Consider the following 26183-nt stretch of genomic DNA (forward strand, 5'->3'; position numbering starts at 1 on the left):
TGCCCCTCAGATCTCGAAACTGACCATCTTGGCCATGATGGCGCTGCCGATTCCCATCCATGTCAGGCCGCCGAGGCCGGCGATGATCAGCCGCTGGTCGGTGAAGAACTGGCCCATATAGCCCGGGCTCTGCACATAGATCAGCGCGAAGACGAGGAAGGGCAGCGATCCGACGATATAGGCGGATGCCTTGGATTCGGACGACATCGCCTTGATCTTCAATTTCATCTGCGCGCGCTTGCGCAGCACGTCGGCCAGATTCGACAGGGTTTCGGCCAGGTTGCCGCCCGTTTCGCGCTGGATCGCCAGAGTGATCACGAAGAACTGGAACTCGGGCGTGTTGAGCTTGTCGGCCACGTCCTGAAGCGCCGCTTCCATGGTTCGGCCGATACGGATCTTGTCGGCGACCGTGCTGAACTCTTCACCCACCGGGCCCGGGATTTCCTTGGCGACGACGTTCAGGGTCTCAGAGATCGGCAGACCGGCACGAAGGCCGCGTACGAGCAGCTCGATCGCATCGGGGAAGCGTGCCGTGAACGCGTTGATGCGCTTCTTGATGAGATAGCTGATCGTCATATGCGGAATCGCCAGACCCAGCATGACACCGATCAGGACCGACAAGGCCCAGGGCAAGCCCTGCAGCATCGCCAGCATCGCCGTGCCGATCGCCAGGCCCAGGGACGCGACACCATATTGGCCCAGCGTCCAGGCCTTGCCCGTCCGTCCGATGCGCTGTTTCAGCAATGCGGGATTGGGCAGGATCTGCGAGGCGACGCTGTCCATCTTCGTCGTCTGGCGGGCGGAAATCGCCTTGCGCATCTGCGCTTCGATCGATGCGGACGCCGAACTGGCATGGCGGTCCTTCGCCGAGGACAATCGCCGCGACAGCGCCTTGCTGGTCGACGGCCCCGAAAATGCCACGAACACCAGCAGCAGCGCGGCAAGCGCACCCACCGTCATCATGATCATCGGCATTATCGGCATCAGCCCGTTCCTTCAATCGCGCCGGTCGCCCGGCATTCTCGTGCGGCCCGACTTCAAGCGGGGCTCTTCGCCTTCTTGCCCTTGGGGATCAGCGCCTTGATGTCGCCAAGCTTGCCGAGCAGCGACTTGCCCTTGTCCGCATCGCGGTCTCGCTCGGCGACTTCCTCGACCGTTGCGAGCAGTCGATTGGAAAGGTCGATCAAAGCCTGGCCCACCTTGGAGCCCTTGCCGGCTTCGGCCATCGGTTTACCGAGCTTCGCTGCCTGAGCGGCGACCTTGATGTCGAGCGGAACGATCAGGTCGATCTTGCGTTCGATCGAGCTCTCAAATTCCTTGCGGCTGACTTCCGAGGCGCCTGTGGTCGGCACGCGATTGGCGATGACCAGGACGCGGGATTGTGGCGCGTTGCTCTTGAGCCATGACAGGATCCTGATGACGTCGCGCGCCGCAGCCAGCGTCAACTCGGTTACGATCACCGCAGCCTGCACTTCCTGGAGCAGATGCGGATGCTGGACCAGCATGTTGCGCGGCAGATCGATGACGGTGCATTCGAACGCGGCCCGCAATTCCTCCTGGAGCTGGAAGAATGCCGATCCGTCGGTCAGCATCGCCTGGCTGAGCGGGGCCTCGGCGGACAGCACCGAAAGCTTGTCGCTGGCACGCACCAGCGCGCGTTCGATGAAGAGGCCGTCGATCCGGCTTGGATTTTCGATCGCGTCGGTCAGCCCGCGGCCGGGCTCGAGATCGAGCGCGAGTGCACCAGTCCCGAAATGGACGTCCAGATCGAGGATCGCCGTCGAACGATTCGATTTTTCGCCGAACAGCCAGGCAAGCGAGGTCGCGATCGTCGAAGCGCCGACGCCACCGCGTGCACCGATCACCGCGGTCATGACATGTGGACGATCAATGCCCGATTCGACATGCTTGGGCGCGCTCAGCGTCGCCTGAGCCTGACCGAAGGCATCACGCAGTTGATCGGGGTTAAGGGGTTTCAGCAGATAATCTTGGATGCCGCTGGCGATCAGATCGCGGTAAAGACGGACATCGTTGACCTGGCCAGCGGCGATCACGATGGTTCCGGGCTCGCAGACCTCGGCAAGCGCGTTGATATCGTTGAGCGGGTCGCCCGATTCCGAAAGATCGACGAACAATATATTCGGGCTCGCGGAGACGGAGAGCGACTGGACGGCGTTGCGCAATCCGCCCTTGTTCACCTTCTCGGGCAGCCAGCCAAGTTCGATCGCGACCGAACGCAGCGTTTCGGCGGTCATCTCGTCGGAGACATAGGCGTTGAACGGTTCGCGGAGCGCCGCGCCGCGCGCCGGGTTCCAGGGTGCATTCATGGTCATCGTGCTCCCTTGCTGCTTTCTTGCTTGAGATCGGCGGCGCCCGTCGGAGCCTTGTCGCGATATGTCTTGATGGCTTTGCTCGACACGCGCTGGTCGGTGCTGCCGACCTGACCGCGGATAAGATCCTCGGGGTTGGCGACCATGGCGGCCAGATTGGCGTTGGTCGCGCAACCGAAGTTCGACATCGATGACGCCGCATATTCAGGCTGGGACGAACGGCTCCAGTCGGGACAGCCCCGTACGGATGCCGACATGCGGCTGACGACCACCCGGATCATGCCACCTCCGACTTCGCCCGTCGTGACCGGCGCACCGTCATCGAGCAGCAGGCCGTGACGCGCTGCAACGGAGGCAACGGCGTCACGACTGGCGGCGCTGCCGTAAGGAGAGGGGTCGTCGATCGAAATACGATCGCCATAACCGACGCGCAACGTATCGAACCAACCGGCAAGGCGCTGCGCCTCGCCATCCGCCAGCCCGCCATTTCCGCCTGTGTTCAGGTCAAGCGCATAATCCAGTCGATTGACGATCGGCTGATGGACGGACTCCAAGCCCGCGTTACGCGTGCCGCCGCATGCGCCGAGAGTGAGGCCAAGCGCGATAAGGAGGGGGCTGGCCGCCTTGCGTAGGACATTGCTCTTCATGAAACCCTCCCAATCAATCGAAGCTGAAGCCGGGTTTCGCCGAAGCGTTGCCCTTGGGTTGTGGTGAAGCCTGGGCCTGCGCCACCTTGGGCGTCGGCTGCTGGGGCAGGTTGCCGGGCAGTCCTTCGCCGGGAAGGGCTGCGCTGGGGCTGGCATCCGGAGAGACGCCTGGCTTGACGGTCTGCGGGGCTCCAGCCGATGGCAATGGGCGCTTCTGCCCGGTCTTGCCCTCATAGGTTTGGCCGAGCAGGAAACTTTCCGCGTCGTTGGCAGCGCGATAACCGTCGGTCGGCAGCGCGATCTGATTGGCCGATACCGGCTTGACCAGATAAGGCGTCACGACGATCACCAGTTCGCTTTCAGCACGGTTCCAGCGCTTGGAGCGGAACAGGGCTCCAAGAATTGGAAGGTCTCCCAGGAAGGGCGCCTTCTCCATCGAATTGTTGCTGGAATTGTTCAGCAATCCGCCGATGACGAAACTTTGCCCCGAACCCAGTTCCACCGTGGTCTCCGCCCGGCGTGTTGTAATGCCCGGGATTTCGAAGTCGTTCAGCGTGACCGATCCGGCGCTTGAAAGCTGGGACACTTCCGGGCGGACGCGCATCGAAATGCGGCCATCGGCCAGAACGGTGGGCGTGAAGGACAGGCTGACGCCATATTGTTTGTATTCGACCGAAATCTGACCCAGGGTCGTGCTGATCGGGATCGGGATTTCGCCACCGGCGAGGAAGCTGGCGGTTTCACCCGAAAGCGCGGTCAGGTTCGGATTGGCAAGCGTGGTCACCAGGCCGTCATTCTCGGCCAGATCGAGTGCACCAAGCACGTCGAGGCCAAAAAGCTTCCCGGCCGCCGCGAGCGTTGTCGAGCCCTCGATCCCCTTGAAGCTTGCCTTTCCGGTGGTGGCATCGATCGTCACCGCGTCGGGACGTCCCTGGGCAAGGCCGAACATGAATCCGCCGGTCGGGTCACGCGTCAGCAGGTTGAAGCCGACCTGCTTGCTCAGTTCGCGGCTGACTTCAGCGATCTTGACCTGAAGGTTGACCTGGAGTGGCGTCGCGGTGCGAAGCCGGCTGATCACCTGGCTGCCACTGCCGACAAATGCCTGGGCGAGGCGCTCGGCCTCGGCCGCATCGTCAGGGCTGGCGACCGTGCCGGTCAGCAGCATCAGGCCGTTCATCGGAGTCGCCTGGATTTGCGCATCGGGCATCGCCAGGCGGAGCATCGCATCGATCGAGCCGATATTGGTGCCGACGCGGACATTGGCCGAATAGACGACCTTGCCCGATTTCGACGTGGCATAGATGGTCGTTTCGCCCGCGGTCTTGGCAAAGACGTAGAGCTGGGTCGAGGAGCGCACCTGGACGTCGGCGATGTTGTTGTCGGCGACGAAGAGATCGCTCATCGGGGCGGAAAGATTGACCAGTGTGCCGCGGCCGATCGAAAGATTGACGGTACTTGCGGGCTGGGACGCGCCGGTCGGCTGCGCCATGAGCGGGGCAGTGCCCGCGGTTCCCGCTCCCAGGGCGAGGACTGCGGCGAGCGCGGTCCCCAGCGCCTGGCGCTTGGTCGTGTTGAAGATTGACATCTTATTTCCCCCCCACCGGGACTTCAGTGACAGTGTTGCCGCGCGCCACACGGACGACAGGGCCGCGCGGCGTGTAGATCGCCACGGGTGCGCCGCCCTGCGAAGGTGCCGGTGCCGTGGCGCCGCCGCGCTGCGCGACGGGCAGCGAGCGGCGCTGGAAGCGCGAGACATCCGCGCCTGTGACGAAAGTCGTGTCGGTGTCGATCGGGCGCGAAGCGATGGCGAGCAGCATCTGCTTCTCGGCCTTCGGATCGCCGTTCTCGGGTACCGTGACCTCGCCGGCGGCGATGGCGCGTTCGAGTTCGGCTGTGTTGTCGGCGATCGAGCGCAGCGACAGCGAGAGCTGGCCGATGGTCTGCGCGACCGCGATCTTCTCGGCGATGCGCGGCGTCGCTTCGAGCGTGACCGTCGAGAAGGTCTTGACCTCGGTCTGACCCTCGTCATTGGTATTGGTGGTGCGCTGGTCGGTTGCGAGCACACGCAGATTGCGGATGATGGTTTCCGACGTCTTGAGCGCGGGGCCGTCGCTGCCGGGAACTTCCTGCGTTAGCACCAGATCGACCCGGTCACCGGGAAAGACAAAGCCCGCCACGCTGGTTGCGGCGCCGACCGAAACGGTCACGGCGCGCATGCCCGGGCCAAGCGCTGCGGCAAGGAACCCGCGATCGCCGGGCTTGACGAGCGCACCCTGGGTGATCGGCTGGCCGGCGGTGATGGCATAACGGACCACTGTGCCCGAAAGCGTCGCCGGATCGGCCTCGCCCTTCAGATAATAGGCGCTCTGGATCAGGTCCTTGGGCCAGGGCTGGAATCGGAAGCTGTCCGGTTCGATGATGGTGCCGATGGGCATGGCGCGCGTCGCGACCAGGACCTCCGGACCCATCGGCACCGTTGGTGCGGCCGCCGCGCTCGGCGCCGATGCGCCCGAGAACATGCTCTTTGCCATGAAGGCCGTCACCGCTGCGATAAGCAGCGCGCCAACCAGCAATGCGATCTTCCTAACGTCCATGACGACTCTCGCCTCCTGAGCCGGCCCCCCAAAGGCCCGCGATGTTTCATCAAGCAAATTGGTTAAAATAGTGTTCGGACATCACCCAAAGCCCGCCGATGGCAATGGCAACGCCATAGGGGACTTCGATTTGTCCGTTTAATTTCCGTATCTTATGGAAAATAAGCGCGATCAGCGTGATGACGCCGCCTGCGATCGCCATGATAAACAGCATGTTGAACAGCGGCACGATCGGCAGCCACAGCGCAAGTGCGGCGAGCAGTTTGACGTCGCCGCCGCCCATCATGCCGATCGCGTAGACGCCGGCGAAAAGCGCGAAAACGCCGATCGCGATGCCGATCTGGATGGCGACGTCGGGCCACAGCGCATAATTCGCGGTCCACCAGTAAAAGGGGGCGAGCAACGCGATGGCAGCGACGGTCCAGTGCTCGATCGTCCGTCCCTTCAGGTCGGTGAATACCGCCACGAGCAACAGACAGCCGAGCGCCGCCACTAGAACATGTGCTAAAATTCCCCCAGTCATCCAGCGAGGTCTAGACGCTATGCCTTACGAAACCGTAACCAAGGACATGGCTGATGCATCAGGAGAATTTCCGGCAACCCTTCGCCGGTCCATCCCGCGCGGCGCGACCGTGCGCAACGAAGCGGTTGCGGATGGCTGGCCGCTGCGCGTCTTCGACTGGCCGGCCGATATCATGCCGGCGCGCGGCACTTTGCTGTTCCAGGGCGGGCGCGGCGACATATTGGAGAAGTATCTCGAATCTTTCGCGTATTGGCATGGCCGCGGCTGGCGGGTCACCAGTTTCGACTGGCGTGGGCAGGGGGGCTCCGGCCGTCTGAGCGCCAACCCGAATGTCGGTCATGCCGATGATTTCGCGCCCTGGATCGACGATCTGGCGGATCGTTTCACGGTGCTGCGGGCATCGACGCCCGGGCCGCATGTGATCGTCGCGCATTCGATGGGCGGTCATCTCGTGATGCGCGCGCTTCAGGAGCGGCGCGTGGCGCCGGATGCCGTGGTGCTGGTAGCGCCGATGCTGGGGTTGCAGAGCGCCCCATTCACGCCGGCGATGGCGGAGAGGGTCGCGCGTTTCATGACGCGGATCGGCGATCCCGCGCGTGCGGCGTGGAAGAACAACGAACGCCCGGCGCCGCCGGGCGCTTCGCGCCGCGCGTTCCTGACGCATTCGAACGAGCGCTATGACGACGAATTGTGGTGGAAGGCGCAGCAACCAGAGCTTGCGCTTGGGCCGCCAAGCTGGAAATGGCTGGCCGTGGCCTATCGCTCGACTCTCGACTCCTTCCTGCCCGGTCGCCTGGAGGCGGTGGAAACGCCGCTGCTGCTGCTGTGCGCCGATCGCGACAAGCTGGTGCGGCCGGCGGCGATCCATGAGGCGGCGCGCCGGCTGCCCCATGCGGAACTGCTGCGCTTCGGCGACGAGTCCGCGCACGAGATATTGCGGGAAGTCGATCCTGTTCGGAACCGGGCGCTCACCGCGATCGACGCATTCCTGGACCGGAACGCCCCGGCCGGCTGATGCGCTACGACATCGCGATCGTCGGCGCCGGCATTGCGGGTGCAAGCCTGGCTGCCGAACTGGCGGCGCACGCATCGGTCGTGATGCTGGAGACCGAGGACAGCCCCGGCTATCATGCCACCGGCCGTTCCGCCGCCTTCTGGAGCGAAACCTATGGCGGCCCGGCGATCCAGCCTTTGACCACGGCGTCGGGCGCGGCATTGCGGAATGGCGGTTTTCTCGATCCGATGGGCGCGCTGCATATCGGTCGCGCTTCGGACCGTGCCGCCTTCGACGGACTGCATGAAGCCTTCGCGGCGAGCGACGTGGTGTTGACGCCCGTCGATCCGGCAGCCCATGTCCCCGGTCTCAGGCCGGAATGGACGCTGGGCATGTTCGAGCCGAGCTGCGCCTATATCGATGTCGGCGCGCTCCATGCCGATTTCCTGACGCGGGCACGCAGGCAAGGCGCCGACCTACGGACCAGGGCGGCGCTTCGCTCGGCCGCGCGCGATATGGCGGGATGGATCATCGACAGCGCGGCGGGGCCGGTCCGCGCGGATATATTGGTCGACGCGGCGGGCGCATGGGCGGATCCCGTCGCGCAAATGACGGGCGTCCGGCCACTCGGCATCAGGCCCTTCCGCCGGACCGTGGCGCAGATCCGCACGACTCCGGCACGACCCGATGCGCTGCCGATCGTGATCGACATCGGCGGCGGCTTCTATTTCAAGCCGGAGGCGGGTGGGCGGCTCTGGCTGACGCCGCACGACGAAAGCCCCACCGATCCTTGCGACGCGGCACCCGAGGAGATCGATGTCGCGACCGCGATCGACCGGTTCGAGCGGGCCGTCGACTGGCGCGTCGATGCGGTCGAGCGGAAATGGGCGGGGCTGCGCAGTTTCGCGCCCGATCGGCGGCCCGTCTATGGCTTCGATCGGGCAATGCCCGGCTTCTTCTGGTGTGCCGGGCAGGGCGGCTTCGGCATCCAGACCGCACCGGCGGCGGCCAGGCTGGGAGCGGCGCTTATCCTGGGGCATTCGCCCGATCCGGGCATCGATCCGGCGCTCTATGATCCGGCACGGTTCGAATAGGCTTGGCAGATACGTCGCGCGCGCTAGTCTCGCTTGATCGAGATCAACAAGGAATCGGATCCATGGCGCACAAGTTCGTGATCGAGAAGAACAAGGCCGGCGAGTTCGTGGCCAAGTTCAAGTACAACAGCGAGATCATGTTCTGGACCGAAGGCTATTCGAGCAAGGCCAGCGCCAAGGAAGCGATCGAGTCGCTCAAGAAGAACGGCCCCGGCGCGGAAGTCGAAGACGCGAGCTGAGCTCTTCAGCCGCGCGGCTGGGCGAGCGCGGCGTCGCTCGCCAGCCGGTCCGCGCGTTCATTGTCGGGGTGACCGGCATGGCCCTTCACCCATAGCCATTCCACGCGATGCGGCTTGATCGCCGCGAGCAGCTCCTGCCATAGCTCGGCATTCTTGACGGGCTTGCGATCGGCGGTCTTCCAGCCATTCTTCTGCCAGCCGAAGATCCAGCGGGTGATCCCGTCCTTCACATAGTTGCTGTCGGTCGAAAGCGTCACGCGGCAGGGGCGCTTCAGCGCTTCGAGCGCCTTGATCGCGGCCATCAATTCCATGCGGTTGTTCGTCGTATGCGGCTCGCCGCCCGACAATAGCTTTTCATGGCTGCCCATCCGGATCACCGCGCCCCAGCCGCCGCGCCCGGGATTTCCCTTGCACGCACCGTCGGTCGCGATCTCGACATGGTCCAGCTCGCTCATCGCGCGAAGAGTCCGGGATTGGCGGCATAGGTTTCCAGCCGACGCAGGAAGGCGAGCGGATCCTTGCGATTGACGACCGCGTCGGCGGGCGTGTTGAGCCAATCCCATGCGCGGGTGAGCAGGAAACGAAGGCAGGCGCCACGCGCCAGCACGGGCAGCGCCGTACGCTCCGCGTCGCTCAGCCCGAAGCTGTCATCATAGCCTGCGATCAGCGCCGAACCGAGATCTGCATGATAGCCGGCGCCGTCATTCTCGAAGCTCCAGGCGGTGTGCGTCACCGCCACGTCCCAGGCGCGAATTTCGCGACAGGCGAAATAAAAGTCGATCAGGCCCGTCACCGTGTCGCCGAGCATCAGCACATTGTCCGGGAACAGATCGGCGTGGATCACCGCGCTTGGCAGGTCGCTCGGCCAGTGCGCGTCGAGATAGGCGAGTTCGTCGGCGACGCGTTGCCCCAGCCCGGGCGAGATCTGGTCCAGGTCGCCGCCGCATTTCTCGGCAAGCGCATGCCAGCCGGCCAATCCCAGCGCATTGGGGCGATCGCCCGGGAAATCGGCGACGGCTGCGTGCATCCGGCCAAGCGCCCCGCCCACCGCGCGAGCCTGCGCGGCGGTCGGATGGCTCACGGACACGCCCGACAGGAATTCGATCAGGCAGGCCGGGCGGCCGGCGACCGTCTGAAGCTGGACGCCGTCGCGATCCTTGATCGTGCGCGGGACGCGGTTGCCGGCATCGGCGAGATGATCGAGCAAGGCGAAGAAAAAGGGCAGATCGGCGACATCGACGCGCTTTTCGTACAGCGTCAGGAAGAAGCGATTGCGGTCGGTCTCGACCAGATAATTGCTGTTCTCGACGCCTTCAGCGATGCCCTTGGCCGAAACCAGCTGGCCCGCATTCTCGTAGCGCGTCAGAAGCGCCGCCATCTCCTCGGCGGAAACCTGCGTATAAACGGCCATGTCAGGCTGCTTCGAGGCCGCGAGGCAGTTTGAACGCGATCGATTCGACCGTGGTCTCGACTTCGCGTTCGCTGACGTCGAAGCGCGTCGCCAGCCGTTCGACCACTTCGCGCACCAAGATTTCGGGTGCGGAGGCGCCGGCCGTGATCCCCAGCCGGGCCACGCCCCGCAGCCACTCGAAATCGAGGTCGTCGGCGCGCTGGATCAGGCGCGCCCGCGTGCCTTCGCGCTCCGCGACTTCGACAAGGCGCAGCGAATTGGAGGAATTGGGCGCGCCGATCACCACCATCGCGTCGCACGCGGCGGCGATCGCCTTGACCGCGGCCTGACGGTTGGACGTCGCATAGCAGATATCCTCGCCGCGGGGTTCGCCGATCGTCGGAAAGCGCAGGCGCAGCGCCGCGACGATCGCCGCCGTGTCGTCCACCGACAATGTGGTCTGGGTCAGGAAGGAAAGATTGTCCGGATCGGGCGGCGTCAGCGTCTCCACGTCCTCCACCGTCTCGATCAGCGTCATCGATCCTTCGGGTACCTGCCCGAATGTCCCGATCACTTCGGGATGGCCGCGATGGCCGATGAACAGGATATGCCTCCCGGCGGCGACGAGCCGTTCGGCCTGGCGGTGCACCTTGGAAACCAGCGGGCAGGTGGCGTCGAGATAGGACAGGCCACGCTCGGCCGCCTTCGCGGGCACGGCTTTCGGAACGCCATGCGCGGAAAAGACGACGGGCGCATCGTCCGGCACCTCGTCCAGCTCCTCGACGAAGATCGCGCCCTTCGCCTTCAATCCATCGACGACGAAGCGGTTGTGGACGATCTCGTGGCGGACATAGACCGGCACGCCATATTTCTCGATCGCGAGCTCGACGATGCGGATGGCGCGGTCGACGCCCGCGCAAAAGCCGCGAGGGGCGGCGATCAGCAGCTCGAGCGACGGGCGCTGGGAAGCGGTTTCGGTCATGCTCGGGCCTCTACGCGATTGCTTGCTTCGACGAAAGCCGCTTCCTATGATCGCGTCCGCCGCCTATCGGCCGATCTGCGGTTTTCTCCGCTCGCCTGAAGGAAGTCTGTACGTGCCCGATCTGAAGCCGTTTATCCTTGTTGCCGCGCTTGCCAGCCTGGGCGCGTGCGCGAAAGACAATCAGATCGATGCCAGCGGCGGCATCACGGTCACCCGTTCTTCCTGCCCGGCGGTCGCGATTCCGGCGCACACTGGCGACGTGACCCTGTTCGACCCGCCGGTGAGCCGGGACGCGCGCGCGATCGACGTGGTCGCCTCCATCACCAATTTGCGGTCGACCTGCGACGATAGCGGGGCCGAGCTCACGGTCGATGCGACCTTCGACGTGATCGCGACCCGCACCAATGCCAGCGGTGCGCGCGAGGTCGTCCTGCCCTATTTCGCGACGGTGATCCGCGGCGGTCGCGCCGTCGTCTCTAAGCGGCTGAGCCGCGTCGCGATCCGGTTCGAGGACGGGCAGACCCGCGCGACCGCGACGGCAGGCGCCGGCGCCGCGGTCAATCGCGCGGCGGCGACCTTGCCCGACGATATCCGCCAGCAGATCGTGCGCCGCCGCAAGCCTGGGGACACGGACGCCGCGATCGATCCGCTGTCGATCCCCGAAGTGCGCGACGCGGTCAGCCGCACCAGCTTCGAACTGCTGATCGGGTTCCAGCTGACCAACGAGCAGCTTCAGTACAACGCGACGCGGTAACGCCTTGCGGACGCGGTGGCGGTAAATCGATCGCCGGACGATGATCTGCGATTGACTCGAATCGCGGCCTCGCCCAAGCGGAATCCCGTCGCCGGCGGGTAACCGCCGGGGATCGCGCGGGAGAGCCCCCGGATTCGTCCGGGGCGCCGAAGGAGCAACCGCCCCGGAATCTCTCAGGCCACTGGACCGCGCGGTCTCAGGCACTCTGGAAAGCGTTTCGGCGAAGGCCGGAGCCACCGAAGGGGTAAGTGGCGCCCGATGGCGCCGCGAAAGCTCTCAGGTTCCGTGACAGAGGGGGCAGCAAGGCAGGGCGCAATCATGCGCGCTGTCGGCTGTGGACCGTCACGGGAGCATATCGATGAGCGAAGACGCCAATATCGCAGAAGCCGCAGAAGCCTTGCCGCTGGATGCGTGGCATCGGGCACGGGGCGCGCGGATGCTGCCCTTTGCGGGCTATTCCATGCCGATCCAATATGAAGGGATCATGGCGGAGCATCTGTGGACGCGCGAATCCGCCGGCCTGTTCGATGTCAGCCATATGGGGCAGCTGCTGTTCACCGGCGAGGGTGCCGATGCCGCACTCGAAACCTTGCTGCCCGGCAATATCAAGGAACTGGGCGCCGGGCGGATGCGCTATTCGCTGCTGCTCGACGAGAATGGCGGCATCCTCGATGATCTGATGGTCACCCGCAGGGCCGACGATATCTATATGGTCGTCAACGGCGCGACCAAGTTCGACGATATCGGCGTGCTGCGCGAACATCTGCCCGACGAGATCGGGATGAACCATCTCGAGGATCAGGCGCTGATCGCGTTGCAGGGCCCCAAGGCCGTGGACGCGCTGTCGCGCGTCGTGCCCGGCGTCGAGGCGCTGTTCTTCATGGAGGCCGGTGGATTCGACTGGAACGGCACGCCGCTCTGGGTGAGCCGGTCGGGTTATACCGGCGAGGATGGTTTCGAGATCTCGGTGCCCGCCGATGCGGTCGAAGCGTTCGCCGAGGCGCTGGCCGGCCAGCCCGAAGTCAAGCCGATCGGCCTTGGCGCGCGCGACTCGCTGCGGCTGGAGGCCGGGCTTCCGCTCTACGGCCATGACCTCGATCCCGGCGTGACCCCGGTGGGCGCGGATCTGACCTTCGCGATGCAGAAGCGTCGCCGCACCGAAGGCGGCTTCATGGGCGCGGATGTCGTGTTGAAGCAGCTCGCCGAGGGCGCGCCCAACAAGCGCGTCGGCCTGTCGGTCGAAGGGCGGCTGCCCGTGCGTGAAGGCGCGCCGCTCTATAATGGCGAGGCCCAGGTCGGCGTCGTCACGTCGGGCGGCTTCGCGCCCAGCGTCGGCGCGCCGATCGCGATGGGTTATGTCTCCGCCGATCTCGCCGTCGCCGGCACCGCGCTCGAAGCCGAGGTACGCGGCAAGCGCGTCCCCGTCGCGGTCGCGCCCATGCCCTTCGTTCCCCATCGCTATCACCGCAAAGGAGCCCCGAAATGAGCCGCTATTTCACCGAGGACCATGAATGGGTCGACGTCGACGGCGAGATCGGCACCGTCGGCATCACCGATTATGCGCAGAGCCAGCTTGGCGACATCGTGTTCGTCGAGGTGCCTGCCGAGGGCAAGCAGCTCGCCAAGGGTGATGACGCCGCCGTCGTCGAAAGCGTCAAGGCCGCGTCCGACGTCTATTCGCCGGTTTCGGGCACGGTGGTCGAAGGCAATGCCGACCTCGCCGACGATCCCGCGCTGGTGAACGGTTCGGCCGAAGAGGATGGCTGGTTCTTCAAGCTGACGCTCTCCGATCCGTCCGAACTCGAAGGCCTGATGGACGAGGCAGCCTACGCGGCGTTCGTCGCGAAGCTCTGATCCAAGCCCCTCCCCTTGGGGGAGGGCGTGGGGTGGGGAAGTCGTGACGCCTCATCCCGAAAGCGCCCCGGCCGGCGTCGAGCGGGCCGGGGTGCTCATCCACCCCAAACCCCGCCCTTGAAAGGGAGGGGCTGGAGATTCGAATGCGATACCTTCCCCTGACCAATGAAGACCGCAGCGCGATGCTTGCGCGCATCGGTGCGGCATCGATCGACGATCTGTTCGTCGACGTGCCCGAAAGCGCGCGCCTGTCCGGCCCGGTGGCCGGCCTGCCCAACCACGCGACCGAGCTTGCCGTTGAACGCCACATGGGCGCCCTGGCGAAGCGCAACCTGTCGGCGGGGGAAGCGCCGTTCTTCCTGGGATGCGGGGCCTATCGCCATCATGTGCCGGCCTCGGTCGATCACCTGATCCAGCGGGGCGAGTTCCTGACCGCCTATACGCCGTATCAGCCCGAGATCGCGCAGGGCACGCTGCAGATGCTCTTCGAGTTCCAGACCCAGGTCGCGCGCCTCTATGGTTGCGACGTGGCCAATGCTTCGATGTACGACGGTTCGACGGCGTGCTGGGAAGCGATCGTGATGGCGCGGCGGGTCACGCGCCGCAACAAGGCGGTCCTTTCCGCCGGGCTGCATCCGCATTATGTATCGGTGGCGCAGACCATGGCGCGCTTCACCGGCGACGTGCTCGAAACCGCCTTGCCCACGCTTGAAGCCACCACCGATGCGGCGCGGCTGTTGGACGCGATCGACGGTGAGACCTCGTGCGTCGTCGTCCAATATCCCGACATTCTCGGCCGGATCGGCGATCTTTCCGAGATCGCGGCGCGCGCGCATGAAAAGGGCGCGCTGTTGATTGCGGTGGTGACGGAGCCGGTGGCGCTGGGCGCGCTCCGCGCACCGGGTGAGATGGGCGCGGACATCGTCGTCGGCGAGGGGCAGGGTATCGGCGTCGGCCTGCAGTTCGGCGGTCCTTATGTCGGCCTGTTCGCGTGCAAGGAGCGCTTCGTGCGCCAGATGCCCGGTCGGCTGTGCGGCGAAACCGTGGACGCGGAGGGCAAGCGCGGCTTCGTGCTGACGCTGTCCACGCGCGAGCAGCATATCCGCCGTGAAAAGGCGACGTCGAACATCTGCACCAATAGCGGCCTGTGCGCGCTCGCTTTCTCGATCCACATGACCCTGCTGGGCGAGAAGGGGCTGCGCGATCTGGCGATGCTCAATCACGGCCTGGCGGTGAAGGCGGCGGACCGGCTGGCCAAGGTGCCGGGTGTCGCCCTGATCAATGACGGGTTCTTCAACGAATTCACGCTCGATCTGGGGCGTGAGGCGCGGCCGGTCGTGCGCTCGCTCGCCGATCGCGGGATTTTGGCCGGCGTGTCGCTCGGGCGTCTCTATCCGGGCGTCGCGGCGCTCGAACGCGGGCTTGTCGTGGCGGTGACGGAGACGAGCACCGCCGAGGATGTCGAGGCGCTGGCCGCCGGACTTGAGGAGGCGCTGGCATGACGATCAACCAGAGCGGATGGAAACCCGAAATGGGTGACGGCAACGCGCCGGCCGGCACGACCTTCACCGGCAATCGCGGACTGATGCTGGAAGAGGCGCTGATCTTCGAGATCGGCGACTCGCACACCACCGGGGTCGACCTTGACGCCGCGCCGGCGATCGCGTCGCGCCTTTCCGGGCTCGAGCGCAATCGCGAGATCGGCCTGCCGGGCTTGTCCGAGCCGGAGACGGTTCGCCACTATACGCGGCTCAGCCGCCAGAACTACGCGATCGATCTGGGCCTGTTCCCGCTGGGATCGTGCACGATGAAGCACAATCCGCGCCTCAACGAGAAGGTGGCCCGCATGGCGGGCTTCGCCGATCTCCATCCGCTCCAGACCATCGATACGGTGCAGGGCGCGCTGGGCGTGATCCACGAGCTGGCGCACTGGCTGACGACGCTGACCGGCATGCCGGCGGTGGCGATGAGCCCCAAGGCGGGCGCTCACGGCGAATTGTGCGGGTTGCTTGCGATCCGTTCGGCGCTGGAAGCGCGCGGCGATGCCCGTTCGGTGATCCTCGTGCCCGAAAGCGCGCACGGCACCAATCCGGCGACGGCGGCATTCTGCGGCTATGCCGTCGAGAATATTCCGGCGACGGCAGAAGGGCGCGTGGATCTGGCGGCCCTGAAGGCGCGTCTGGGGCCGGACGTCGCGGCGGTGATGATCACCAACCCCAATACCTGCGGCCTGTTCGAACGCGATATGAAGGCGATCGCAGACGCCGTGCATGACGCGGGCGCGCTGGTCTATTGCGATGGCGCCAATTTCAACGCGATCGTCGGGCGCGTCCGTCCGGGCGATCTCGGCGTCGATGCGATGCACATCAACCTGCACAAGACCTTCTCGACGCCGCATGGCGGCGGCGGGCCGGGTGCGGGGCCGGTGGTCTTTTCCGAAGCGCTGGCGCCTTACGCGCCGCTGCCGATCGTGGAGAAGGCGGAGGACGGCTATCACCTGGTCGAGGAAGAGACGGCCGGTGAGCATCATGCCGACAGCTTCGGCCGGATGGTGGCGTTCCATGGCCAGATGGGCATGTTCACGCGCGCGCTCGCCTATATTCTGAGCCATGGCGCCGACGGTCTGCGCCAGGTTTCCGAAGATGCGGTGCTCAACGCCAATTATGTGCTGCGCAGCCTGGAGGACGTGCTCGACGCGCCGTTCGGGCCGAGCGGTCCGTGCATGCACGAGGCGTTGTTCTCGGACGACGGGCTCGCCGACGGCTTCACCACGCTCGACGTGGCGAAGGGCCTGATCGACGAGGGCTATCACCCGATGACGATGTATTTCCCGCTCGTCGTTCATGGCGCGATGCTGGTCGAACCGACCGAGACCGAGAGCAAGGCGGCGCTCGATCAGTTCATCGGCGCGCTGCGCTCGGTGGCGGAACGGGCCAAGGCGGGTGACGAGGCGCTCAAGAGCGCTCCGCATTTCGCGCCGCGCCGACGGCTCGACGAAACCGCCGCCGCGCGCAAGCCGGTACTGGTTTGGAAGGCGCCGGAGGTGGCGGAGGCCGCCGAATAAGCCTCGCCGCCTGACGGCAATTAGGGGCGGCGTGCGTCGGCGGGGATCTTGATCCGCGCCAGCAGGCCGCCCAGCGCGCTTTCCCCCAGGTCGATATGCCCGCCCATGGCGGTGACCGCACGCTCGACGATGGCGAGCCCCAGCCCGGCGCCTCCACCCGCGCCGCGCGCGGGATCGATCCGGCGAAAGGGCGCGAAAGCGTCGGCGCGGTGCTCCGGGGCTATGCCCGGCCCGTCATCCTCCACCGTCACCACGATGATGCCCGGTACACGGGTGAGGGTGACGTGGACGGTCTCGCCATATCGCACCGCATTTTCGATGAGGTTGGACAGCGCCCGTTTGAACGCGATCGGCGGCACCGCCGCCTCGAGCGTATCGGGGCCGGCATAGATGATGTCCGCGCCAGCGTCGGTCGCCTGGTCGACAAGGGTGAGCGCGACCGCGGCCAGATCGATCAGGCGCGGGGCTTCCACTTCGTCGCCGCGCATATAGGCGAGCACCGAACCGACGAATTTCTCCATGTCGTCGAGGTCGGCGGCCATCGTCTCGCGCGCTTCGGCGTCGTCGAGCAGCGATGCGCGCAGGCGCAAGCGCTGGATCGGCGTGCGGAGGTCGTGCGAGAGCGCGACGAGCGCCTCCGTCCGGTCGCGCACGATCCGCAGCAGCCGATCCTGCATGCCGCCCAATGCGGTGGCGAGTTGGCGAACCTCGTGCGGACCGGTCTGTGGCATGGCGATGGCATCGCTGCCGCCGACCCGGTTCGCGGCCTCGGCCAGCGCGCGGAGCGGACGGACCAGCGCGTAGGCCAGCAGCATGGTGATCAGCACGACGCCGCCGATGACGGCAAGGTGCAGCAACACCGTTGGAAGCACGCCGGGCGGCGCGTTCAGGAACGGGGTCACGCGAAAGGTGATGAACCCGCCATCGGTCAGGCCGAACGCCCCAAGCAGGTCGCGTCTTTGCGAATCCGCGGAGCGGACGATGTTGAGCCGAAGATCGCGACCGGCAAGCGCGGGGGCGGCGGCGATCAGGCGCGCCTTGACGCGTTCCAGCGCGGGCTGTGCATTGGACGCGTCCGTGATCACGGTGGCCGGGACCCAGTTGAGCCCGACATCGCGTGTCCGCATGTCGTGCATCAGCCGCGCGCGAGACGCGGGCTCGACATCGCTGAGCACGCGTTCGGCGACCAGCAATTGTTCGGCGAAGCGCTGGGTGCGGTCCGCCGACAGCAGATCCCGCTCGGAGCGTTCGAACAGCAGCAGGTTTCCCGCGAGTTCGAGCAGGAGAGCGAAGAGCAGGACCACCCCGATGCGGCCGATCATCGAACGGGGCAGCCATCTGCGCCAATCCATCAACCGGCCTCGACGTCCACCGCGAGCATATAGCCGACGCCCCGGATCGTTCGGATCATCGGGCGTGGCCTGCGACCGTCGCCAAGTTTGCGGCGCAGGCGGCTGACAAGAACATCGACGCTGCGGTCCGATGAATTGCGGATGCGGGTGCGCGAAAGCTCCAGCAACCGTTCGCGACCGATCACCCGCTGCGGATGCCGCAACAGACTGAGCAGAAGATCCTGTTCCGCACCGGACAATTCGACCTCCGCGCCGGAGGGGGCCAGCAATTCGCGATGGCGGATGTTGAAACGATACCCCGCGAAGATCAACCATTCGGATGCGTCGGTGCCTGCCGGTCGCGCGAAACAGGTCGCGCGTCGCAACTGGGCACGTACGCGGGCCAGCAGTTCGGATCGGCCGAAGGGCTTCGCGATATAGTCGTCGGCGCCGACCTCTAGCCCGGCGACGCGATCGGCTTCCTCGCCGCGCGCGCTGACCATGATGATGGGCACGGTGCTGTGCTCGCGGATCGCGCCGCACAGATCCAGGCCGTTTTCGCCGGGCAACATGATGTCGAGCAGGATCAGGTCGACGGGGCGGGCCGCCATCAACTCTCGCAGCATCGCGCCATCGGCCACCCCGCTCGCGTCATAGCCGTTTTCGCGCAGGATGCGGACGAGCAGCATGCGGATGCCGGCATCGTCCTCCACCACGATCACATGCTGCGGCGCATCGGGCGCCGACGCCAGATCGTCGTCCGCATCGCTTCTTTGTAACAACGTATTGCTCGTCCGCAGACGAAGCCGTTGGATATTGACCGCTGCCTGTACGTCCATCAATCGCCCCTTCGATTTCTGCTACTTATTCGCAATAGCGAGGGGGTTCAATGTTAGAGTTTATCGGCAAGCGCGCGCTGGCGGGCGCGGGTACCCTGGCTGTCGCCATGCTGCTGGCGGCGCCGGTTCACGCCCAGTCGCCCGAAGGCGCGGATGCCGACGGCCAGCCTCAGGCGTCGGGCGACGATATCGTGGTGACCGCGTCGGGCTTCGAACAGAAGATCGTCGAAGCACCCGCGAGCATCAGCGTGATCGGGCGTGAGACGCTCCAGGAAAGGCGCTTCGGCAGCCTGGCCGAAGCGCTGGGGGATGTGGAAGGCGTCGATGTCGGCGACACCGCGGGCAAGACCGGCGGACTCAACATCTCGATCCGTGGCATGCCGAGCGATTATACGCTGGTGCTGGTCGATGGCCGCCGGCAGAATTCGCCCGGCAGCGTGACGCCCAATGGTTTCGGCGAGACTTCGACGGGTTTCCTGCCGCCTTTCTCTGCGATCGACCGGATCGAGGTGGTGCGCGGGCCGATGTCGACCCTGTACGGTTCCGATGCGATGGGCGGCGTGATCAACCTCATCACCCGCAAGGTGGGCGATCGCTGGAGCGGCACGGTCAGCGCCGAAAGTACGATTCAGGAACATGGCGATTTCGGCAATATCGTATCGGCCAACGCCTATATGCAGGGGCCGATCGTCCGCAATCTGATCGGCCTGTCGTTGCGCGGCAGCATCTATCATCGCGAGGCGGCGGCGCTTCAGTACGAGAATGCCAATGGTGTCTTGATACCGGTCAGCACGCGCGGGCCGAGCCCGGTCAAGGCTGACATCTACACCTTTGGCGGCCGGCTTTCGATCACGCCCAGCCCCGATCACGACATCTGGTTCGAAGCGGATCGCGCGCGCCAGAAATACGACAACAGCCAGGGCCAGCTCGGTACCGCGACGGTGCAGGGCGGCTATGGCCCGATCCAGCGCTTCAACCGCGACAATTATGTGCTGGCGCATACCTGGCGCGCCGGTTTCGGCACGCTGGAAACGACGCTGACGCGCAATATGACCGAAACCATCGGCCGGACGGTGCCGCCGGGCACGCCGGGCGTGGTCGCTGGCACGCCGCGCACGCTGGAGGCGACCAACAGCATCGCCGACACCCGGCTGGTTTCGTCGATCGGCGCCTTCACCTTCACGCTCGGCGGCCAATATTGGAAAGCCGAGATGATCGACGGCGTCGCGCCGGAAAAATACGAGTTCGAGCAATGGGCGGCGTTCGCGGAGAATGAGCTCAAGATTGCCGACAGCTTCCGCTTCACGCTCGGTGCGCGTTACGATCATCACAGCACGTTCGGCGGCAAGCTTTCGCCCCGTGCGTACGCCGTCTGGAACGCCACCGACTCGCTGACCGTGAAGGGCGGCATCAGCCGGGGCTTCAAGACGCCGCGGCTCGACCAGATCGCCGAAGGGATCACCGGTTTCGGCGGGCAGGGCACGATTCCGCTGATCGGCAGCCCCGGTCTGAAGCCTGAAACCAGCACCACCTACGAAGCCGGCCTCTATTTCGACAATGGCGGTTTCTTCAGCGGCAACGTCACCGTCTTCAACAATGAATTCAAGGACAAGATCGCGGCAGGGCCAGGCATTCCCAATTGCCGCTTCAACGGCAATCCCAACCGGCCGGGGTGCCTTGACGTCGGCCAGTTCCCCAATGTCGATCTGTTCGGCCAGTCGATCAATGTCGATGAAGCGGTCACGCGGGGCGGAGAGGTCGCGGCGCGCTTCGAGTTCACCGACGCGCTGACGCTGGGGCTCAACTACACCTATACCGAAAGCGAGCAGAAGAGCGGCGCGCAAAAGGGGCTGCCGCTCACCAATACGCCCAAGCATATGGTCAACGGCAATCTGCGCTGGCGTGTCGACGACAAGGCGACGCTCTGGGTACGCGGCGAAATCCGGTCCAGCCGCTATCGCGGGGCGGGCGCTCCGCAGACCGCGCTGGGCGATTTCAAGGGTTATGAGCTGTTCCACCTCGGCGGCTCGCTGCAGGTGACCGAACGTTTCCGGTTGGCGGCGACGGTCTTCAACATCTTCGACACCGATTTCGTCCGTTACCTGCCCTATGCCAGCGGGAACACGACCGTCTACGCGGCCGAATATGCCAACAATCAGGAAGGCCGCCGGCTCTGGCTTTCGGCGACCGTGGATTTCTAGAGCGATTTCCAGTCAGATGGAATCATCTGACGACTCGGAAATCGCGGTTCAACAAAAACTGAGAGCGGTTGATCTGATTCAATCAGATCGCAAACCGCTCTAGGCTGTTCCACCCCGTCATTCCGGCTTTCGCCGGAATGACGGGATTTTGAGATACCCAGTCAGTCTCGTCGCAAATCCTTGCCAGCCAGGCGCGAAAGCGCTTTGACCCTGGCATGACCATATCCAAACCGACTCCCTGGAGCCCGGCCGATGGCCGCGACGAGGCCAAGCGCCATGCGCCCGCGACGTTGCGCAACCGCGACGCGATCGTCGCCGTGCTGCGAAAGACATTGCCCGAAGCCGGCCTCGCACTGGAGATCGCGAGCGGCAGCGGCGAGCACGTCGTTCATTTCGCGCACGCCTTTCCCGCGCTTGACTGGCAGCCCAGTGATCCCGAACCGGCCGCGCTGACCTCGATCGCGGCATGGTCCGCGGAAGCTGGTCTGCCCAATATCCGCCCGCCTGCCATGCTCGATGCGTCGGCGCCGGGCTGGCCGGTCGATCGCGCGGATGCGATCCTCTGCATCAACATGGTGCATATCAGCCCCTGGACCGCGACGCAGGGGCTGATGGCGGGCGCGGCACGCCTGCTGCCGCCCGGTGCGCCGCTCTACCTCTATGGCCCTTATGTGCGGTCGGGCGTGCCGACCGCCGAAAGCAATCTGGCGTTCGATGCGTCGCTGCGCGCGCGCGATCCCGCTTGGGGCCTTCGCGCATTGGAGGATGTGATCGCGCTTGCCGCCGAACATGGCCTCGTGTTCGAACGGCTGGTCGAAATGCCGGCGAACAATCTGTCGGTGGTGTTGAGGGCCAGGTAGGCTTGGGAGGGGTGACCTCCTCCTTGTCATTCCCGCGAAAGCGGGAATCCAGCTTCTTCTCTTTTTTCTGAAGCTTCACGGAATAGCTGGATTCCCGCTTTCGCGGGAATGACAGGCAGGATTGTCGTTTTACCCCGGCCGGTCAGGTCCGCCGGATCACCAGATTCCGGATTTCCGTCATATCCTCCATCGCGAAGCGGATACCTTCGCGGCCAAGGCCCGAATCCTTGACGCCGCCATAGGGCATGTTGTCGACGCGGTAGCTCGGCACATCGTTGATGACGATGCCGCCGACGTCGAGCGTATCCCAGGCATCGAACATCTTGAACAGATCGCGCGTGAACACGCCCGCCTGCAGGCCGAATTTGCTGTCGTTGACGATATCGAGCGCGTTGTTGAAATCATCGAACCGGATGAGGAAGGCGACGGGGCCGAAGGCTTCCTCGATATTGAGCTTGGTGTTCCGGTCGACGCCTTCGAGCAATGTCGCCTCCAGCATCGCGCCATCGCGCTTGCCGCCGCACAGCAATGTCGCACCTTTGGCCACCGCCTCCCGGATCCAGCCGTCCAATCGTTTGGCTTCGCCTTCGGAGATCATCGGGCCGATGAATGTGGCGCGATCATGCGGATCGCCGGCGACGAGCGTTTTCGTTTTCGCGACGAGCATATCGCGGAATTCGTCATAGACATCGGCGTGGATCAGGATGCGCTGCACGCCGATGCAGCTCTGGCCGGACTGGTAGAAGGCGCCGAAGATCACGCGTTCGAGCGCATCGGCCAGGTTCGCATCCCTGTCGACAATCACGGCCGCGTTGCCGCCGAGTTCGAGCACGACCTTCTTCTTGCCCGCCTTGGCCTTCAGATCCCAGCCGACACCGGGCGATCCGGTGAAGGACAGGAGTTTCAGGCGATCATCCTCCGTGAACAGATCGGCGCCCTCGCGATGCGCGGGCAGGATCGAGAAGGCGCCCTTGGGCAGGTCGGTTTCGGCCAGCACTTCGCCCATGATCAACGCGCCCAGCGGGGTGCGGCTGGCGGGTTTCATCACGAAGGGGCAGCCGACCGCGATCGCCGGCGCGATCTTGTGAGCGGCGAGATTGAGCGGAAAGTTGAAGGGCGAGATGAACGAGCAGGGGCCGATCGGCACCCGCTTCCAGATGCCCTGATATCCCTTGGCGCGCGGCGAGATGTCGAGCGGCTGGACCTCGCCCGTCATGCGCACCGATTCCTCGGCGGCGATGCGGAAGGTGTCGATCAGCCGGGTGACTTCGCCTTCGCTGTCCTTGATCGGCTTGCCCGCTTCGACGCACAGCGCATAGGCCAGTTCGTCGAACCGTTCCTTGAAGCGCGAGACGCAGTGCTGGAGCACGGCCTGCCGCTCATAGGCGGCAAGCTTGCGCATTGGCTCGGCGGCTTCCACCGCGCCCTGGATGCCCGCGTCGATCGTTTTCGCATCGGCCTGCGCGCAGCGGAACGCGACCTTGCCGGTGAACTTGTCGGTCACCTCCAGATCGGTGTTGGGCTGCTGCGCCTCGTTGTTCAGATAGAGCGGATAGACATCCTTCAGCATCGACACGCGGCGCGCTCCTTTTACAGCTTGGCGCTCAGCGCCTTGATCTCGTTGTTCAATATGCGGTCGTTGTCGGAATAATCGACCGGGCAATCGATGAGATGGACACCCGGCGTGTCGAGTGTGTGACGGAGCAACTCCGGCAGATGCTCCGCGCTCTCGACGCGATGGCCCGATGCGCCATAGGCCTCGGCATATTTGACGAAATCGGGATTGCCGAATTCCAGCCCCCAATCCTTGAAGCCCATATTCGCCTGTTTCCAGCGGATCATGCCGTAGCTGCTGTCGTTGAGGATCAGCACGGTGATGTCGAGCTTGAGCCGGACCGCCGTCTCCATCTCCTGGCTGTTCATCATGAAGCCGCCATCGCCGCAGATCGCCATCACCTTGCGGCCGGGATAGACCATCGCGGAGGCCATGGCGGAGGGCAGGCCGGCGCCCATCGTCGCCAGCGCATTGTCGAGCAGCACCGTATTCTGCTGGCGCGCCGGATAGTTGCGCGCGAACCAGATCTTGTAGACGCCATTGTCGAGGCAGATGATCCCGTCATTGGGCATCGCCTTGCGCACCTGTTTGACGAGATGCGACGGATAGATCGGAAAGCGCCGGTCATCCTCAAGACTGGCGGTGTGGTCCAGCTCCGCCTTGCGATAGGCGAGCATCGCCTCGCAACCCCAGCCCTGGGGCACGATATCCTCCTTCATCTGCCAGATCGCATTGGCGATATCGCCGATCACCTCGATCTCGGGAAAATAGACGGGATCGACCTCGGCCGATCGTGTCGAGACATGGATGACCGGGCAGCCGCCCTGGCGCATGAAGAAAGGCGGCTTCTCGATCACGTCATGGCCGATATTGACGATCAGGTCCGACGCCTCGATCGCCCGGTGGACGAAATCGCCGGCCGAAAGCGCCGCGCAGCCCAGGAATTTGGGATGGGTCTCGTCGATCACGCCCTTGCCGAGCTGGGTGGTGAGGAAGGGAATGCCGGTCTTCTCGACGAACTGGAGCAGCATGCGCCCGGTCATCTTGCGGTTGGCGCCCGCGCCGATGACGAGCACAGGCGCCTTCGCCTTCTCCAGCATGTTCACCGCGGCGCGCACCGCCTTGGGATCGGCGGAGGGGCGGCGGGCAAGGCTGGGCTTGATGGGGACGCTGTCGGTCTTTTCGTCCGCCACATCCTCGGGAAATTCGAGATGGGTGGCGCCGGGTTTCTCCTCCTCGGCCAGGCGGAACGCCTCGCGCACGCGGCTGGGGATGTTGTCGGCGCTGGCGAGCTGATGCGTATATTTGGTGATCGGGCGCATCATGTCGACGACGTCGAGGATCTGGAAGCGCCCCTGTTTCGATTTCTTGATCGGTTTCTGCCCGGTCACCATCAGGATCGGCATGCCGCCGAGCTGCGCATAGGCGGCAGCGGTGACGAGGTTGGTGGCGCCCGGACCAAGCGTCGCCATGCAGACGCCGGTCTTGCCGGTATGGCGGCCATAGGTCGCGGCCATGAAACCGGCGCCCTGTTCGTGGCGGGTGAGGATCAGCCTGATGCTCGACCGGCTGAGCGAATCGAGCATGTCGAGATTTTCCTCGCCGGGAACGCCGAAGATATATTCGACGCCTTCTTCCTCGAGGCATTGAACGAACAGATCGGATGCCTTGGTCATGCCGCTGGTCTCCCCCTCGAGCCCCGTAGAGCGATGGACGTGGTTCAGATGATCGCGACCCTATAGCAAGATGCGGCGAGTCTCACGTGCCGCATCTTGCTATAAGCCCGCGCGGCGCTTGAGCGACCCAAGGTGCGGATGCGTCAGCATTCCTGCGCCTTGCTATCCATGCTGGTGGTAAGCCTGTTCGCACCGTGAGTCATCCTCAATAGCCGCGCGCGGGATCGACCAGATTCTCGAGCGGTTCGCCCGCCAGATAGCTGCGGAGATTCCGGGCGAACAGCTCTGCCGCGCGTGGGAACAGCCGGGTTTGCGATCGTCCCGACAGATGCATGGTGATGATGACGTTGGGCATCGCCCAGAGCGGATTTTCGGGCGGAAGCGGTTCCGGCGTCATCACGTCGAGGAACGCGCCCGCGATCCGGCGGAGGCGCAGCGCCGCGATCAGCGCATCCTGATCGACCAGCTCGCCGCGCGCGACATTGATCAGCCAGGCATTGGATCGCATCGCCGCGAAATCGCTTTCGCCGAGCAGCGCCTGCGTCTCGCCTGTCGAGGGGGCGGCGAGCACGACCCAGTCGAACTCGCCCAGCCGTCCGCGCCAGGCATCGGGCCCGATGATGTTCGGATCGTTGGACGGCGAACGGCGCACGCCCGTCACGCGAACCCCCAACCCCTTCAGCCGCTCGCCGATCGCCGCGCCGATCGCGCCATAGCCGATCACCAGTGCGCTGCTTTCCCACAATTCGGTATTGCCCGGTGGTACGACCGGCCATTCGCGCCGATCCTGCGCGCGGACAACCTGATGGAAACCCTTGGCGGCCGCCAGTACGCCCATCACCGCATATTCGGCGACCGGGATCGCGCCCAGTCCGGCGCCATTGGTGATCGCGACGCCGCGCTCGGCCAGCAGGTCGAGTGGGAGCGCGTCGAGCCCGGCGAAGACGCTGGTCAGCCATTTCAGCTTCTCCGCCGCCGCCGCCGCCCGGCCGATATCCGCGGGCACCTGTTGGTCGAACCAGCCGATCTCCGCCTCCGGCGCCAGCGCGATCGCTTCCTCGGCGGTGGTGAACCAGTGCGCGTCGATCTCCGGCGGAAGCTGGCGTTCGATGAGCGATCGGGCATAGGCGGGAAAGACGGCGTTGATCCGGCGCATATGTCTCCACCTTTCGATGTCGAGGGCGTCAACGGATGCCGCAAAGCGGGCCCTAGCTCAAGCGCGGCACCTTTGGCGAGCCCCGGACAAAGCTGCCCAT

At 65.1% G+C, this 26183-nt stretch carries 24 protein-coding genes and 1 riboswitch; of the genes, 10 read left to right on the top strand and 14 right to left on the bottom strand.

Features of this window, described 5'->3' with window-relative positions; all coding sequences use genetic code 11:
• Positions 1-6: 6 nt before the first annotated feature.
• From K7G82_RS10660 to K7G82_RS10685, 6 genes are read right to left on the bottom strand one after another with little or no spacing between them, the layout of a single operon-like run.
• Positions 7-984: a type II secretion system F family protein gene (locus K7G82_RS10660; protein WP_222989813.1), complete on the bottom strand. Its 978-nt coding sequence runs from the start codon at positions 982-984 to the stop codon at positions 7-9.
• A 53-nt stretch (positions 985-1037) separates the two neighbouring features.
• Positions 1038-2327, bottom strand: a complete 1290-nt coding sequence (locus tag K7G82_RS10665) for a P-loop NTPase family protein (protein ID WP_222990260.1) — start codon at positions 2325-2327, stop codon at positions 1038-1040.
• A gap of 2 nt (positions 2328-2329) precedes the next feature.
• A complete protein-coding gene (locus K7G82_RS10670) occupies positions 2330-2977 on the bottom strand; it encodes a CpaD family pilus assembly protein (RefSeq protein ID WP_222989814.1) in 648 nt (215 codons plus the stop codon).
• 13 nt (positions 2978-2990) lie between these two features.
• Entirely contained in the window at positions 2991-4562 is a 1572-nt protein-coding gene (locus K7G82_RS10675; protein WP_222989815.1) for a type II and III secretion system protein family protein, read from the bottom strand.
• Position 4563: 1 nt separating this feature from the next.
• Complete coding sequence (cpaB, locus tag K7G82_RS10680; RefSeq protein WP_222989816.1) at positions 4564-5571, bottom strand: Flp pilus assembly protein CpaB; 1008 nt, start codon at positions 5569-5571, stop codon at positions 4564-4566.
• Between the two features lie 49 nt (positions 5572-5620).
• Positions 5621-6064, bottom strand: coding sequence for an A24 family peptidase (locus K7G82_RS10685; protein WP_343228558.1), 444 nt, complete (start codon positions 6062-6064; stop codon positions 5621-5623).
• 76 nt (positions 6065-6140) lie between these two features.
• Here K7G82_RS10685 and K7G82_RS10690 point away from each other — a divergent pair, with 76 nt between their 5' ends.
• The 3 genes from K7G82_RS10690 to K7G82_RS10700 all read left to right on the top strand — a co-directional run bounded on the left by K7G82_RS10690 (position 6141) and on the right by K7G82_RS10700 (position 8421).
• Positions 6141-7109, top strand: coding sequence for an alpha/beta fold hydrolase (locus K7G82_RS10690; protein WP_222989818.1), 969 nt, complete (start codon positions 6141-6143; stop codon positions 7107-7109).
• The gene (locus K7G82_RS10695; protein WP_222989819.1) at positions 7109-8182 is read left to right on the top strand and encodes an NAD(P)/FAD-dependent oxidoreductase; all 1074 of its coding nucleotides are present in this window, start codon (positions 7109-7111) and stop codon (positions 8180-8182) included. The genes K7G82_RS10690 and K7G82_RS10695 overlap by 1 nt, the downstream gene beginning before the upstream one ends.
• Positions 8183-8244: 62 nt before the next feature.
• Entirely contained in the window at positions 8245-8421 is a 177-nt protein-coding gene (locus tag K7G82_RS10700) for a YegP family protein (protein WP_222989820.1), read from the top strand.
• Between the two features lie 5 nt (positions 8422-8426).
• Here the strand turns inward: K7G82_RS10700 and rnhA are convergent, their stop codons facing one another.
• The 3 genes from rnhA to ispH are packed head-to-tail and all read right to left on the bottom strand — an operon-like array spanning position 8427 to position 10793.
• A complete protein-coding gene (rnhA, locus tag K7G82_RS10705) occupies positions 8427-8876 on the bottom strand; it encodes a ribonuclease HI (RefSeq protein WP_222989821.1) in 450 nt (149 codons plus the stop codon).
• A complete protein-coding gene (gene thrB / locus K7G82_RS10710) occupies positions 8873-9832 on the bottom strand; it encodes a homoserine kinase (RefSeq protein ID WP_222989822.1) in 960 nt (319 codons plus the stop codon). The genes rnhA and thrB overlap by 4 nt, the downstream gene beginning before the upstream one ends.
• A 1-nt stretch (position 9833) precedes the next feature.
• A complete protein-coding gene (ispH, locus tag K7G82_RS10715; protein WP_222989823.1) occupies positions 9834-10793 on the bottom strand; it encodes a 4-hydroxy-3-methylbut-2-enyl diphosphate reductase in 960 nt (319 codons plus the stop codon).
• 112 nt (positions 10794-10905) lie between these two features.
• Here ispH and K7G82_RS10720 point away from each other — a divergent pair, with 112 nt between their 5' ends.
• From K7G82_RS10720 to gcvPB, 5 genes are all read left to right on the top strand, one after another.
• Positions 10906-11547, top strand: a complete 642-nt coding sequence (locus K7G82_RS10720; RefSeq protein WP_425517259.1) for a hypothetical protein — start codon at positions 10906-10908, stop codon at positions 11545-11547.
• Positions 11548-11654: 107 nt separating this feature from the next.
• Positions 11655-11746: riboswitch (glycine riboswitch) on the top strand.
• A 159-nt stretch (positions 11747-11905) separates the two neighbouring features.
• On the top strand, positions 11906-13033 hold the full coding sequence (gene gcvT, locus K7G82_RS10725) for a glycine cleavage system aminomethyltransferase GcvT (RefSeq protein ID WP_222989824.1): 1128 nt from the start codon (positions 11906-11908) through the stop codon (positions 13031-13033).
• Positions 13030-13401 carry a glycine cleavage system protein GcvH gene (gene gcvH / locus K7G82_RS10730; RefSeq protein ID WP_222989825.1) on the top strand — a complete coding sequence of 124 codons (372 nt, stop codon included), beginning with the start codon at positions 13030-13032 and terminating at the stop codon, positions 13399-13401. The genes gcvT and gcvH overlap by 4 nt, the downstream gene beginning before the upstream one ends.
• Positions 13402-13544: 143 nt before the next feature.
• On the top strand, positions 13545-14903 hold the full coding sequence (gcvPA, locus tag K7G82_RS10735) for an aminomethyl-transferring glycine dehydrogenase subunit GcvPA (protein ID WP_222989826.1): 1359 nt from the start codon (positions 13545-13547) through the stop codon (positions 14901-14903).
• Positions 14900-16465, top strand: a complete 1566-nt coding sequence (gcvPB, locus tag K7G82_RS10740; protein ID WP_222989827.1) for an aminomethyl-transferring glycine dehydrogenase subunit GcvPB — start codon at positions 14900-14902, stop codon at positions 16463-16465. The genes gcvPA and gcvPB overlap by 4 nt, the downstream gene beginning before the upstream one ends.
• A gap of 20 nt (positions 16466-16485) precedes the next feature.
• Here gcvPB and K7G82_RS10745 read toward each other — a convergent pair whose 3' ends face one another.
• Positions 16486-17817: an ATP-binding protein gene (locus tag K7G82_RS10745; protein WP_222989828.1), complete on the bottom strand. Its 1332-nt coding sequence runs from the start codon at positions 17815-17817 to the stop codon at positions 16486-16488.
• Positions 17817-18635 (bottom strand): response regulator, encoded by an 819-nt coding sequence (locus tag K7G82_RS10750; protein ID WP_222989829.1) that lies wholly within the window; start codon positions 18633-18635, stop codon positions 17817-17819. Before K7G82_RS10750 ends, K7G82_RS10745 begins: the two co-directional genes overlap by 1 nt.
• Before the next feature lie 50 nt (positions 18636-18685).
• Here K7G82_RS10750 and K7G82_RS10755 point away from each other — a divergent pair, with 50 nt between their 5' ends.
• Both K7G82_RS10755 and K7G82_RS10760 read left to right on the top strand, forming a co-directional pair.
• Positions 18686-20836, top strand: coding sequence for a TonB-dependent receptor domain-containing protein (locus tag K7G82_RS10755; RefSeq protein ID WP_222989830.1), 2151 nt, complete (start codon positions 18686-18688; stop codon positions 20834-20836).
• 215 nt (positions 20837-21051) lie between these two features.
• A complete protein-coding gene (locus K7G82_RS10760; RefSeq protein ID WP_222989831.1) occupies positions 21052-21696 on the top strand; it encodes a DUF938 domain-containing protein in 645 nt (214 codons plus the stop codon).
• A gap of 142 nt (positions 21697-21838) precedes the next feature.
• Here K7G82_RS10760 and K7G82_RS10765 read toward each other — a convergent pair whose 3' ends face one another.
• The 3 genes from K7G82_RS10765 to K7G82_RS10775 form a co-directional block, all read right to left on the bottom strand.
• Positions 21839-23266, bottom strand: a complete 1428-nt coding sequence (locus tag K7G82_RS10765) for an aldehyde dehydrogenase family protein (RefSeq protein WP_222990262.1) — start codon at positions 23264-23266, stop codon at positions 21839-21841.
• A gap of 20 nt (positions 23267-23286) precedes the next feature.
• A complete protein-coding gene (locus K7G82_RS10770; RefSeq protein WP_222989832.1) occupies positions 23287-24927 on the bottom strand; it encodes an acetolactate synthase large subunit in 1641 nt (546 codons plus the stop codon).
• A gap of 205 nt (positions 24928-25132) precedes the next feature.
• Complete coding sequence (locus tag K7G82_RS10775) at positions 25133-26083, bottom strand: D-2-hydroxyacid dehydrogenase (protein ID WP_246623403.1); 951 nt, start codon at positions 26081-26083, stop codon at positions 25133-25135.
• Positions 26084-26183: the final 100 nt, after the last annotated feature.

This window comes from Sphingomonas colocasiae (genome assembly GCF_019880585.1).
Classification (GTDB): domain Bacteria; phylum Pseudomonadota; class Alphaproteobacteria; order Sphingomonadales; family Sphingomonadaceae; genus Sphingobium_A; species Sphingobium_A colocasiae.

Bases quoted from the DNA above. Each gene is read 5' to 3' on its own strand.
- K7G82_RS10745 (WP_222989828.1), bottom strand. From the start codon at position 17,817: ATGGATTGGCGCAGATGGCTGCCCCGTTCGATGATCGGCCGCATCGGG.
- K7G82_RS10760 (WP_222989831.1), top strand. From the start codon at position 21,052: ATGACCATATCCAAACCGACTCCCTGGAGCCCGGCCGATGGCCGCGAC.
- ispH (WP_222989823.1), bottom strand. From the start codon at position 10,793: ATGACCGAAACCGCTTCCCAGCGCCCGTCGCTCGAGCTGCTGATCGCC.
- K7G82_RS10670 (WP_222989814.1), bottom strand. From the start codon at position 2,977: ATGAAGAGCAATGTCCTACGCAAGGCGGCCAGCCCCCTCCTTATCGCG.
- K7G82_RS10665 (WP_222990260.1), bottom strand. From the start codon at position 2,327: ATGAATGCACCCTGGAACCCGGCGCGCGGCGCGGCGCTCCGCGAACCG.
- gcvPB (WP_222989827.1), top strand. From the start codon at position 14,900: ATGACGATCAACCAGAGCGGATGGAAACCCGAAATGGGTGACGGCAAC.
- K7G82_RS10770 (WP_222989832.1), bottom strand. From the start codon at position 24,927: ATGACCAAGGCATCCGATCTGTTCGTTCAATGCCTCGAGGAAGAAGGC.
- gcvH (WP_222989825.1), top strand. From the start codon at position 13,030: ATGAGCCGCTATTTCACCGAGGACCATGAATGGGTCGACGTCGACGGC.
- K7G82_RS10765 (WP_222990262.1), bottom strand. From the start codon at position 23,266: ATGCTGAAGGATGTCTATCCGCTCTATCTGAACAACGAGGCGCAGCAG.
- K7G82_RS10695 (WP_222989819.1), top strand. From the start codon at position 7,109: ATGCGCTACGACATCGCGATCGTCGGCGCCGGCATTGCGGGTGCAAGC.
- K7G82_RS10775 (WP_246623403.1), bottom strand. From the start codon at position 26,083: ATGCGCCGGATCAACGCCGTCTTTCCCGCCTATGCCCGATCGCTCATC.
- K7G82_RS10755 (WP_222989830.1), top strand. From the start codon at position 18,686: ATGTTAGAGTTTATCGGCAAGCGCGCGCTGGCGGGCGCGGGTACCCTG.
- gcvPA (WP_222989826.1), top strand. From the start codon at position 13,545: ATGCGATACCTTCCCCTGACCAATGAAGACCGCAGCGCGATGCTTGCG.
- gcvT (WP_222989824.1), top strand. From the start codon at position 11,906: ATGAGCGAAGACGCCAATATCGCAGAAGCCGCAGAAGCCTTGCCGCTG.
- K7G82_RS10750 (WP_222989829.1), bottom strand. From the start codon at position 18,635: ATGGACGTACAGGCAGCGGTCAATATCCAACGGCTTCGTCTGCGGACG.
- K7G82_RS10675 (WP_222989815.1), bottom strand. From the start codon at position 4,562: ATGTCAATCTTCAACACGACCAAGCGCCAGGCGCTGGGGACCGCGCTC.
- K7G82_RS10690 (WP_222989818.1), top strand. From the start codon at position 6,141: ATGGCTGATGCATCAGGAGAATTTCCGGCAACCCTTCGCCGGTCCATC.
- K7G82_RS10660 (WP_222989813.1), bottom strand. From the start codon at position 984: ATGCCGATAATGCCGATGATCATGATGACGGTGGGTGCGCTTGCCGCG.
- cpaB (WP_222989816.1), bottom strand. From the start codon at position 5,571: ATGGACGTTAGGAAGATCGCATTGCTGGTTGGCGCGCTGCTTATCGCA.
- K7G82_RS10700 (WP_222989820.1), top strand. From the start codon at position 8,245: ATGGCGCACAAGTTCGTGATCGAGAAGAACAAGGCCGGCGAGTTCGTG.
- thrB (WP_222989822.1), bottom strand. From the start codon at position 9,832: ATGGCCGTTTATACGCAGGTTTCCGCCGAGGAGATGGCGGCGCTTCTG.
- rnhA (WP_222989821.1), bottom strand. From the start codon at position 8,876: ATGAGCGAGCTGGACCATGTCGAGATCGCGACCGACGGTGCGTGCAAG.